The following is an 11,305-nucleotide window of genomic DNA, read 5'->3' as shown; positions in this document are numbered from 1 at the left end:
GGTTGAGGTGGTTAACCTATAGTTATTTTATCACGTCACTGGCGATTCATCCCACACTTGTTTTAATTATTTTTTTTACTCGAAAACAAAGTGTGGGGCTTCTCGCCGTTTAAGCTAAGTATTGCCATTGCTTTGTTGTAGCAATAGCGAGAAGCTGATAACCATTGCCTCCCAACGATTCTAAGTTCCTTCTGAGGATAAACTCGAATCTTCTTTGATTTGCTGTTTGTACTTTCGCAATCCGTAGAATCGGCAAGAGAAGACGTGAAGGATTGCCAAAATGTCTTCCACCATTTCTCGTTCAGTCAGGGTTAGCAAAAGAGAAACAATCAATTAGAATAGCTTATCTAATGTTAAAGAATGTTTAACGGAAAAAATCAAAGCTATAGCTTAATTCTCTTCTGCTTTTTCCGTGAATGCCTATTTTATCTTGTCAAGATAAATTATTCAGTGAGTTGACGAAGATGAATATTTTTTCTGCCTAAAACAACTTCAAATTCATCCCCCGGTTTTAAACCCATTTTATCAGTATAGGCTTTACCGATCGAAAGATTACCATTAGACTGTACATTAATACGAAAATTAGCACTTCTGCCTCTTTTTTTAGTATCCATAGTAGTTTCGTTATCGAGATTGATTCCTTCGGCTTCTATTAAAGCGTTAAGAAATTTTACCATGCTAACTCTTTTTTGACCATTATCAGTCAAATTATAATAGCCACATTCAATCGCTTTTTCTTCTCTAGAAACATTGCCCAATTTTTTAACAGCTTTGAGTAACTCTTTTCCTGTCAAGGGTTGTTGTTTTTTGTTTGCCATTTACGTCTATTTTCCTAAATATTTAAACTATCTATTTGAGCTATTTTGAGTAAAAATACAAAATAGTTATTTAGTTTTTGTTCATTAACCATCATATACTAATAGGTACAAATTTCACTTTTTTTTCTAAACTTAATCTTTCATTACAGAAAATAAGAGTAATTAAGAATTAAGAATTAAGAATGTAGGAGTTTAATACATTAAACCCTTTCCCACTCAAAAATATAATTATTTCCTGCCACTCTCCCTCTCTTGCCTCTCTCTCTTCTACCTGTCTCTTATTTTCATTCCTAATTCCTAAATAAATCAAATTCTTTTAAAGCAGGTAAAAAATTATTGTTTTCATGGCTAGGGCGACTTAATTTTATTAAAGCAAATCTTTGTAAGGGTTGTAGAGTTTGCCATTGTGACAATGTTAACTTAAAATCAAATTCTTGAGCTTTTGCTTGTATATTAACGGGGATAGAGTCTATATTAATCCATGGAGGATTGATGTCTATATCTAAGTCTTTCGGATATTCTCCCGTTTTTTCATAAACTAAATTCCGCAAATATTGACGATACTCCGATATTTGTATCGTGGTTTCACAGGGTTTATATATTAAAGTTTCTTTTTCTAATTGATTAAATTGATGCCAGTGATGAAGTTTTAATTTTATTCCACAAGTATCTAGTTTAAATCTGACAATCATGGGAATGCAACGCAGGGAGGCAACAAAATCTTCTTCAAACTTAAAAAATTGTGTCATTGATCTATTTTTATTTATCTGCTATAATGATATTTAACTATTCGTTATTCACTATTCACTAAATAGCAGTAGTTCTGGTGAGTCCTCCTCACCCTACTGCTTATTTTATTCTTCATACACTTGTTGATAGTAATTTTGATAGTTTTCCGATAATAAAGGTTGCCACCATTGACGGTTATTAACGTACCATTGGAGGGTTTCTCTTAATCCTGTTTCAAGGGTTGCTGATGGTTGCCAATTTAATTCTTTTTGCAGTTTACTACTATTGATAGCATAACGTCGATCGTGACCGGCTCTGTCTTTAACAAATGTTATTAATTGAGAAGATGGTTTAATAGGAAGATTCGGCTCTATTTCATCCATAATTTGACAAATTAGTTTCACCAAGTCAAGGTTTTTAACTTCGTTATTCCCCCCGACATTATAGGTTTCACCTGTTTTTCCTTTATGTAAAACCGCATCTAAGGCGGTACAATGATCTTTAACATACAACCAATCTCGAATGTTTTGCCCATCGCCATAAATAGGGAGGGGTTTACCTAAGAGGATATTAATACACATCAGAGGAATGAGTTTTTCGGGAAAGTGATACGCACCATAATTATTGGAACAGTTAGTAATAATTGTTGGTAGGTTATAGGTATGATAGTATGCCCTTGCTAAATGATCACTCCCCGCTTTGGAGGCAGAGTAAGGGCTATTGGGTGCATAAGGAGTTGTTTCGGTGAAGGCTGGGGCTTCCATTTCTAAACTGCCATAGACTTCATCGGTGGAAACGTGTAGGAATCGATACTCTGGTGGTTGATTTTGTACTTGCCAATGATGACGAAAACTCTCTAAAAGAGTAAATGTGCCAATGACATTGGTTTGAATAAAAGCATTCGGGTTTAGAATAGATCGATCGACATGGGATTCTGCGGCAAAATGGGCAATAGTAGTGATATTCTCTTTCTCTAGGATATTATCCACAAGGGTTCGATGGCAAATATCTCCGTGAATAAAGGAAAAATTAGGCTTATCTTGAAGATAGGCTAAATTATCAAGATTTCCAGCATAGGTGAGGGCATCTAAAACAATAATGTTATCTTGAGGATGATTTTCCGCCCAATAATTAACAAAATTTGAGCCAATAAACCCTGCACCCCCAGTAACTAATATGTTTTTCTTCATGCTAATTAAACTTCTCCAAAAATTGATAACCATTATATAGTAAGAGTTCGATCTTATTATCCTGTTTAGGGATAAATATTTAGAAAAAATATAGAAGATACCATTACTTTTTCCTCTTACTTTTTTCCTAGCTTCATCAATAATTTATCATATTAAAAGCCCAAGAATCATTATCATTTTTGTCGTCAGTAGGGATGGCTGAAAAAGCATAAGTGACGAGAATAGGTAGCCGAAGGGGTGTCAGGTTAAACTATCAAAAAATCAAGGTTTTAATGCGTTATATAATTAAACAAAATACAGATTAGGACTTACGCATCAATAAGGATATTCTGTCAATAAGTGTGCGTAGCGAAAGAATCTCAATCCCTTGACTTTAATGGCTTTCCGATTTATTCAGCAAACCCTAAATATTCAATTAATTTTACTACCTATTTAATAGACGATCGAACCGCTTCTTGCAAAACTTTACAAGCATGATCAGCACAACAACCACAATCTTTAGAAACAGAAGTCACTTCACAAAGTTTTTCTAAGGAAGAAATTCCTTGCTCTACCGCTTGATGAATGTCTTTTTCAGTTATTCCTTTACAAATACAGACGTACATAAATAACTTATTATGTTTTTACTAATTTAAAATTATTCTTATGATTATTGAGAAATAATATCATTATTCTTAGAGTAATGTCAAGGAATTTTCAGAAAAAATGCGAACCTAACCTCAATTCGAGATGAAATCTAGGCTAAATCGATCGAATGAACGAAAATTGAGATCATAAATTGATCCAGTCCATGATAATCTTGAAAGTGGCAAATTTTATTATAAATTAACATTTACGAAAGTAAATTAACATTAAATCAGCATGGTTGCAGTACAAGAAAAAACAAACGTTGGTAAAATTGTTCAAGTAATCGGACCGGTGGTTGATGCTGAATTTCCTAGTGGCAGTCTTCCCCGTATTTATAACGCTATTCGTGTAGAAGGTACTAACGAAGCAGGACAAGAAGTTTCTGTTACCTGTGAAGTACAACAGCTTTTAGGTGACAATCAAGTTCGTGCAGTATCTATGACTACTACCGATGGTTTAGTCAGAGGCATGAGAATTGTTGATTTAGGAGCACCTATCAGCGTACCCGTTGGTAAAGCTACTTTAGGACGTATTTTTAACGTTTTAGGTGAACCTGTGGACGAAAAAGGTCCTGTTAACACCAGTGAAACTTCTCCCATTCACCGTAAAGCTCCTGCTTTCACCGATTTAGATACTAAGCCTACCGTATTTGAAACGGGTATCAAAGTTGTGGACTTATTAACCCCCTATCGTCAAGGCGGTAAAATCGGTTTATTTGGTGGTGCTGGTGTAGGTAAAACCGTTATTATGATGGAACTTATCAACAACATCGCTATTCAACACGGTGGAGTATCTGTATTTGGTGGTGTAGGTGAGCGTACCCGTGAAGGAAATGACCTTTACAACGAAATGATCGAGTCTAAAGTAATTGACTCTGAAAACCCTGAAAACTCCAAAATAGCTCTTGTTTACGGACAAATGAACGAACCCCCCGGAGCTAGAATGCGCGTTGGTTTATCGGCGTTAACCATGGCTGAATACTTCCGTGATGTTAACAAACAAGACGTATTACTCTTTATTGATAATATCTTCCGTTTCGTTCAAGCGGGTTCTGAAGTATCTGCGTTATTAGGTAGAATGCCCTCTGCGGTAGGTTATCAGCCCACCCTCGGTACTGATGTGGGTGACTTACAAGAGCGTATTACCTCCACTAAAGAAGGTTCTATCACCTCTATTCAAGCGGTATATGTACCTGCGGATGACTTAACCGATCCTGCTCCTGCGACTACCTTTGCTCACTTAGACGGTACTACCGTATTGTCTCGTGGTTTAGCTTCTAAAGGTATTTATCCTGCGGTTGATCCCCTTGATTCTACTAGCACCATGTTACAACCTAGCATCGTAGGTGAAGAACACTATAACACCGCTCGTGCTGTACAGTCAACTTTACAACGCTATAAAGAGTTACAAGACATTATTGCGATTCTTGGTTTAGATGAATTATCTGAAGAAGATCGTTTAGTAGTGGACAGAGCTCGTAAAATTGAGCGTTTCTTATCTCAACCTTTCTTCGTAGCAGAAGTATTCACTGGAAGCCCTGGTAAATATGTTACTTTAGCTGACACCATTAAAGGATTCCAAAAAATTCTTTCGGGTGAGTTAGACAGCTTACCAGAACAGGCTTTCTATATGGTAGGAAACATTGATGAAGTAATTGCTAAAGGCGAAAAACTCAAAGGCTAAAACCTCGATATAGCAATCTTCGATAAATCATGAGAATATGATCCCCCCTAACCCCCCTTAAACAAAGGGGGAACTTAGTTTGAATTTCTCACACAAGATTTAAAACTGCTATATTTATTTCGTAGTAAGGACTTTAACCCTCTAAACATTTACTACGAACCTTATAAAATTATTGATATAGAATCTTTTTTTTGAATTATGACTTTAACGGTAAGAGTAATTACTCCTGATAAGACTGTTTGGGATGAAACTGCTCAAGAGGTGATTTTGCCTAGTGGTAGTGGACAGTTGGGAATCTTAACGGATCATGCTCCTTTATTAACTAATCTTGATATTGGTGTATTGCGAGTTCGTTCTGATAAGGAATGGAAATCGATCGCAATCATGGGCGGTTTTGCGGAAGTGGAACAAAATGAGGTAAAAATCCTTGTTAATGGCGCTGAATTAGGAGATTCGATCGATAAGGAATCAGCACAAAACGCTGTAGCAGAAGCCCAAAAAACCCTCGAACAAGCAACGGCAAGTGGCGATCGAGCTAAACAAATGAAAGCCACTCAGGGATTGAAAAAAGCCAAAGCTAGATTACAAGCGGCTAGTTAAGATTAGTAATAAGTAATGAGTAATGAGTAATAAGTAATGAGTAATGATTAAAAGAAAGTTATTTTTCATCGCAAAGGGTTCGATCGATCTCCTCTACATCTAAACTATGATGAAGATAATCTTTAACCCAATCACAAGCATATTCTAAATCATTTAAGGTAATTACCTCTGATAAATTCCACAGAATAATTGTACCTTCATTATCTCCAGAGGCTAACCATTTACCATCAGGGCTAAATATCACACTGGTGACATGATCTTGATGTCCTGCTAAAGTTTTCAACAATTTTCCTTTTCTATCCCACAGTTTCACGGTTTGATCCCACCCTGCGGAGGCAATGATTTGACTATCAGGGCTAATAGCAACTTTATTGACAGTAGCGTTATGCCCTTCTAAAGTAATAGTTTTAGTAAGTTCAAGTTTTTCTGAATCGAGAAACCATAGCCTCACCGTATTATCTGGACTACCAGAGGCGATAAATGTACCATCGGCACTCCAATCCAAGCCCCAAACACTTTTTTCATGCCCCATTAAAGTTTTAACAATATTACCATCCAAATCAATTATATTGATAGCTTTACCAGAATCATTAGTCGTGGCAATTAAATTATTTTCAGCATTGAAAGCTAAATAATAAATTCCTGTGGGGTTTTGATGAGTTTTGATGACAGTGCCGTCTTTTTCTCTAATTTTGAGGATACTATCATTACTAGAGGAAATTAATTTTTCACCATCAGAGCTAAATTCTAAGCCATAAATTGCATCTTCATGATCGGTAAAAGTACTAATTAATTCACCTTGGCGATTCCAAAATTTAATCACATTATTTTTGCTGGAGGTAACTATTTTTTCACCGTCTGGACTGAAAATAACATTGATAACGGGTGCATTATGACTTTTAAGATTTTGTAACAAATTACCTTCCATATCCCACACCATAACATTATTTTCGTCACTCCAACTACTAGAGGCTAAAGATTGACTATCAGGACTAAAAGCAAGAGAAATAATCGATTTTTTATGCTCATTAAACCTCCTCACGAGATTATTTTTGAGTTGCCACAATCTTATATCTCCTTCATAACTACCAGATGCTAGGATTTCTCCATCGGGGCTAAAGGCGATCGATCTAATGGGGTGTTTCTGATCCTTCAGCATAGCAATTTGTTGCCCTTTCATTGTCCATAGTCGAATGATTTTATCCCAACCAACGGAAACAATAATATTTTTTTGAGGATGAAAAGCGACAGCCATAATATTATTATCATGTTTGCCAATAATCTTACCTTCGGATCGATCAATCGACCATAATCTAACGAAGTTGTCTTGTCCTCCCGAAACGATAAATTTACTATCAGGGCTAAAATCAATACTATCGATTTCTCCTTTATGCCCTGTATAGATGTCCAGAAGTTTACCTTCGATGTTCCATAGTTTAATAGTACTATCAAAACTTGTCGTAGCAATTAATTTGCCATCAGGGCTGAATTTTACTCGTCTAACCTGATCATTATGACCTTTTAAAGTAGTAATTAATTTACCTTCTAATGTCCAAATTTTGGCAGTATTATCTTCACTAGCGGTAGCTATTATGTTATTTTTAGGATGAAAATTAAGGGAATAAATCTTTTTAGAATGAGCTGTAAAACTTCTTTTTAAAGTGCCTTCCATTGTCCATATTTTGACAACTCCCGAAGAATTAGCTGTAATAATAAAGCGATTATCTTTACTAATTGCGATCGATCTCAACACGGATTCTCGATCGTTATCGATGATGTCTTTTAATAATTTACCCTGTGGATTCCAGATTTTAATAATATTGTCTCTGCTAACAGCAAGAATCAATGTACCTTCATCGCTAAAAACAATATCTTCAATCATCGTACTTTTCACTATAAGTTAAATATTCATAGTCTAATTGTGCTAAACTTTTACCCTTACACCAATTTTGAGCATCTTTTAATGCTTTTCCTCTTAATAAGCGAGATTCATCTTGTTTTCCTGATTCAATCCATGCTTGTAAAGTTTGTGAATAAGGACGTATTCTATTTAATTGTCTTTCAATCCATGCTAAGTTAAAAATCTCCTCATAAATCTTATTTTTGACCAATAATTGACTATTTTGATTAATAACTAATCCCGATAACATTAAATCTATTTGTTCTCTAGTATTATTAATAAATACTGGTTTTCCCAATAAAATTTGTTGATATATTTCTAATAAATTACCTAAATTTTTCTGATTATATAAAATGCGATCTCGAATCGTTTTTAAATGTTGTGGTTGATCATTTACTTGCCATTTATCAATGATTTTATTTTTAACAATATTTTCTACCCAAAAAGACTCATTACCCGAAGGAATTATTAATTTTCCACTGACAGTATCTTGACTATGATTAACTAATAATTGACAAATTTTTTGCGTTAAAAAGGGTTGTCCATTAGTCCATTTTAAAATTTCTTCAATGATAACTTTTGCATTGCCTTTTTCTAGTTGTAATCCCTTCATTAATGGTTTAGTTTCTGATAAATTAAAACCCGTTAATTCGATCGATTTACCTATATTAAATGGTGTCCTATTTCGATCGTTAATTAAATCCGAAGGAGTAGCAACCCCAAAAACTGCAAAAATAAGTCGATCGTATTGAGGATTAATAGCTCTTTGATTATAACAAAAACGAATAAAAGCAAATAAATCATCGCCACTAAAAGGCAAACTTAAAATACTATCAATTTCATCAATAAAAATAAAAATTTTTTCCGTAGGAAATTGAACAAATAAAACATCTTCAATAAAAAAATTAAGTTTTTGAATTAAAGATAAATCTCCTTGATTATCCCACCAATTTTTAAGATTAAATTTACCTAATAATTTAAAACCTCGACACAAATCAGCGATAATTCCCTTATAAAACTGTAAGGGGGTAATATTTTCACTACCAATAACCGTTAAATCGATGCTCGTACACTTGAACCCTTGTTGTTGTAACTTATAACGAGTCCTCACTAATAAAGATGATTTTCCCATTTGTCGGCTATTAAGTACATAGCAAAAATCCCCTCGTTGCAATGCTTCGTAAAGCTCTATATCAGCTTTTCTTTCGACATAAATAGGAGAATCTTTCGCTAAACTACCACCAATTTGATACATAATGAAGCATTTTTAAATTTATCCCCTCTATTATGATAAACTAATTCGATCGATCACGTCATCTGTGAAAATATAGATTTACCTAACATTTTTTAAATATTAAGAAAATATGGATTATTATTCATTCGAGACTTAATAATTTTAGTTATAAAATTTAATATAACAATCGTAAGTCTTATATACTGCATAGAAAAACTCAATCAAAAATATTAAGAGAAATTAAAGCTGTTTTTCGGATAAATAAAGTAAAATTTGGGATTATTGCCTTAATAAAAATTAATGATCGCTATAGCATTTATTGCTATGATAAATATAGTCAAAAAATTCAACAAAAAATATTAAATACAATTAATAATTAATTTTTTAGCAAAATATTTTATTAAAAAATCTCCTTTCCTTTAACTATTAATTTTGATTCCTTTTAATTAACTGATTATTTTGTAGTGAAAACTTGATCCAATGAGCATCATTAAGATAAAATCAAGATTAATTATTAATTAAGATTGCTTCGTATCTCGCAACCTGAAGCGCCTTGCAATGACAGAATTAACTGTTAGGTAAAATATCTATTTCTCATTACTTCTCATCGTGAATCATTTTTCTACTGAATATCAACAACAACGGGCATGGGTTAACATTAATCATCAAGCCTTAATTAATAATGTCCAAGCCTTAAAGAGTTTGCTTAACCCTCACACTCAGTTAATGGCGGTGATTAAAGCCGATGCCTATGGTCATGGGGCGGTAAAAGTGGCACAAACTATTTTACAATCAGGGGTGGACTCTTTAGCGATTGCTACTCTACCTGAAGGCATTGAATTACGAGAAGCTGGTATCGTAGTACCCATTATGATTTTAGGGGCGATTAATTCGATCGAACAGGTCAAGGACATAGTAGAATATAACCTAGAGCCGACATTATGCACTCCTCATCAGGCTTCCATTTTTGTGGAAACCTTAGCACAACTCAACGCTACTTTACCCGTACATCTGAAACTTGATACGGGAATGTCACGGCTTGGCACTCATTGGCATAATGCAGTGGATTTTGTTCAATATATTCAACAATTCCCTCAATTACAACTAGCTAGTATTTACTCCCATTTAGCCACTGCTGATGATGTAGATACCAGTGTCACGAAACTACAACATTCTCGTTTTGAGGAGGCTATCTCCGCCTTAAAAGCCAGTGGAATCAAAATTCCTCGTTTACATTTAGCTAACTCTGCTGGTACTTTGCTCGATCGAACCTTACATTATGATATGGTAAGAGTGGGTTTAGCTCTATATGGTATTTCTCCTGCACCCCATCTCAAGGATAAAGTGAAGTTACAACCTGCCCTTGAAGTCAAAGCCCGTATTACACAAATTAAAACCTTATCCCCCGGCACTGGAGTAAGTTACGGACATACTTTTAAGTGCGATCGAAGCACAACAATTGCTGTCGTAGGAATAGGATATGCTGACGGTATTCCCCGTTTATTATCTAATAAAATGAAGGTAATAATTCGAGGTAAATTTGCTCAACAAATCGGTAATATTACGATGGATCAATTAATGTTAAATGTCTCAAATTTTTCTGATTTAGAAGTAGGAGAAGTTGTTACTTTACTAGGTAAAGAAGGCGATTTAGAGGTAACTGCTGATGATTGGGCAAGTTCGATCGGGACTATTTCTTGGGAAATTTTGTGTAGTTTTAAACATCGTTTACCAAGGGTAGTTATTTAGGGTTTGCTGAATAAATCAAAAGGTTATTAAAATCAATGGTTTAGGCACACTATATTCACAAAAAAGAGGATAATTTTTGCACCCACTGATTAAGATTATAGGTATTGAGACGATAAGTCAGAGGATTTGCCACCAGATAGGCACTACTCTCGAATAAAACATCAATTTCGATTAAGCCGTTTTCCCTTAAGGTTTTCCCCGTAGAAACTAAATCTACAATCGCTTCTGACATTCCCGTAATGGGACCTAATTCCACCGAACCATAAAGTGGTACAATCTCCACAGGTAAGTCCAACGATCGAAAATAATCCTTAGCACAGTTAACAAACTTAGAAGCCACAATACCATGGGCAGGTAGCTCGATCGAACTACGATAGGGGCTGTTTTCAGGCACAGCCACCGACATCCGACAATAACCAAAACCTAAATCGGCAACATTAGCGACATCTGCCTTTTTTTCCTTTAAAACATCATACCCCACAATCCCTAAATGAGCTTGACCATATTCCACATAAACAGGCACATCTTGCGCCCTAACTAACAAGGCTTTTGCTACCCCCGTTGTATCTTCTATTTGTAGTTGACGATTACTAGATGACAAAAATAAGCTAAAATCTAGTCCAACTTGTTGACATAATTCAATACTTTCTTTTAAAAGAGCGCCTTTAGGTAATGCGATGGTTAACATAATTGATAGTGGATAGTGGATAGTGGATAGTGGATAGTGGATAGTGGATAGTGGATAGTGGATAGTGGATAGTGGATAGTGGATAGT

11 protein-coding genes and 1 pseudogene are annotated in these 11,305 nt (G+C 34.9%); 3 read left to right on the top strand and 9 right to left on the bottom strand.

Annotated elements, in window-relative coordinates:
- Window positions 1–62: 62 nt before the first annotated feature.
- From ACN4EE_RS19810 to ACN4EE_RS19785, 6 genes and pseudogenes are all read right to left on the bottom strand, one after another.
- Window positions 63–179, bottom strand: coding sequence for a hypothetical protein (locus ACN4EE_RS19810; RefSeq protein ID WP_431708222.1), 117 nt, complete (start codon window positions 177–179; stop codon window positions 63–65).
- Between the two features lies 1 nt (window position 180).
- Window positions 181–303: pseudogene (locus tag ACN4EE_RS19805) on the bottom strand (IS607 family transposase); the annotation flags it as partial.
- A gap of 140 nt (window positions 304–443) precedes the next feature.
- On the bottom strand, window positions 444–818 hold the full coding sequence (locus ACN4EE_RS19800; protein WP_431708220.1) for an AbrB family transcriptional regulator: 375 nt from the start codon (window positions 816–818) through the stop codon (window positions 444–446).
- Window positions 819–1,108: 290 nt separating this feature from the next.
- Window positions 1,109–1,567 (bottom strand): nitrate reductase associated protein, encoded by a 459-nt coding sequence (locus tag ACN4EE_RS19795; protein ID WP_431708219.1) that lies wholly within the window; start codon window positions 1,565–1,567, stop codon window positions 1,109–1,111.
- 105 nt (window positions 1,568–1,672) lie between these two features.
- Entirely contained in the window at window positions 1,673–2,737 is a 1,065-nt protein-coding gene (rfbB, locus tag ACN4EE_RS19790; RefSeq protein WP_431708218.1) for a dTDP-glucose 4,6-dehydratase, read from the bottom strand.
- Window positions 2,738–3,165: 428 nt separating this feature from the next.
- Entirely contained in the window at window positions 3,166–3,342 is a 177-nt protein-coding gene (locus ACN4EE_RS19785; RefSeq protein WP_431708217.1) for a (2Fe-2S)-binding protein, read from the bottom strand.
- A gap of 256 nt (window positions 3,343–3,598) precedes the next feature.
- On the opposite strand from ACN4EE_RS19785, the gene atpD reads away from it, so the two are divergent.
- Both atpD and atpC read left to right on the top strand, forming a co-directional pair.
- Window positions 3,599–5,047: a F0F1 ATP synthase subunit beta gene (gene atpD, locus ACN4EE_RS19780; RefSeq protein ID WP_431708216.1), complete on the top strand. Its 1,449-nt coding sequence runs from the start codon at window positions 3,599–3,601 to the stop codon at window positions 5,045–5,047.
- Window positions 5,048–5,245: 198 nt separating this feature from the next.
- Window positions 5,246–5,647 carry an ATP synthase F1 subunit epsilon gene (atpC, locus tag ACN4EE_RS19775; RefSeq protein ID WP_431708215.1) on the top strand — a complete coding sequence of 134 codons (402 nt, stop codon included), beginning with the start codon at window positions 5,246–5,248 and terminating at the stop codon, window positions 5,645–5,647.
- 58 nt (window positions 5,648–5,705) lie between these two features.
- Here the strand turns inward: atpC and ACN4EE_RS19770 are convergent, their stop codons facing one another.
- The gene (locus ACN4EE_RS19770) at window positions 5,706–7,529 is read right to left on the bottom strand and encodes a WD40 domain-containing protein (RefSeq protein ID WP_431708214.1); all 1,824 of its coding nucleotides are present in this window, start codon (window positions 7,527–7,529) and stop codon (window positions 5,706–5,708) included.
- Entirely contained in the window at window positions 7,522–8,802 is a 1,281-nt protein-coding gene (locus ACN4EE_RS19765; protein ID WP_431708213.1) for an AAA-like domain-containing protein, read from the bottom strand. Before ACN4EE_RS19765 ends, ACN4EE_RS19770 begins: the two co-directional genes overlap by 8 nt.
- Before the next feature lie 588 nt (window positions 8,803–9,390).
- Between ACN4EE_RS19765 and alr the strand changes: the two genes are divergently transcribed.
- Window positions 9,391–10,530 (top strand): alanine racemase, encoded by a 1,140-nt coding sequence (gene alr, locus ACN4EE_RS19760; protein WP_431708212.1) that lies wholly within the window; start codon window positions 9,391–9,393, stop codon window positions 10,528–10,530.
- Between the two features lie 55 nt (window positions 10,531–10,585).
- Here the strand turns inward: alr and hisG are convergent, their stop codons facing one another.
- Window positions 10,586–11,218: an ATP phosphoribosyltransferase gene (gene hisG, locus ACN4EE_RS19755; protein ID WP_431708221.1), complete on the bottom strand. Its 633-nt coding sequence runs from the start codon at window positions 11,216–11,218 to the stop codon at window positions 10,586–10,588.
- Between the last annotated feature and the right edge of the window lie 87 nt (window positions 11,219–11,305).

It is taken from the genome of Geminocystis sp. CENA526, assembly GCF_050753365.1.
GTDB lineage: Bacteria > Cyanobacteriota > Cyanobacteriia > Cyanobacteriales > Cyanobacteriaceae > Geminocystis.
This window is presented reverse-complemented; position numbering and strand designations above follow the sequence as displayed.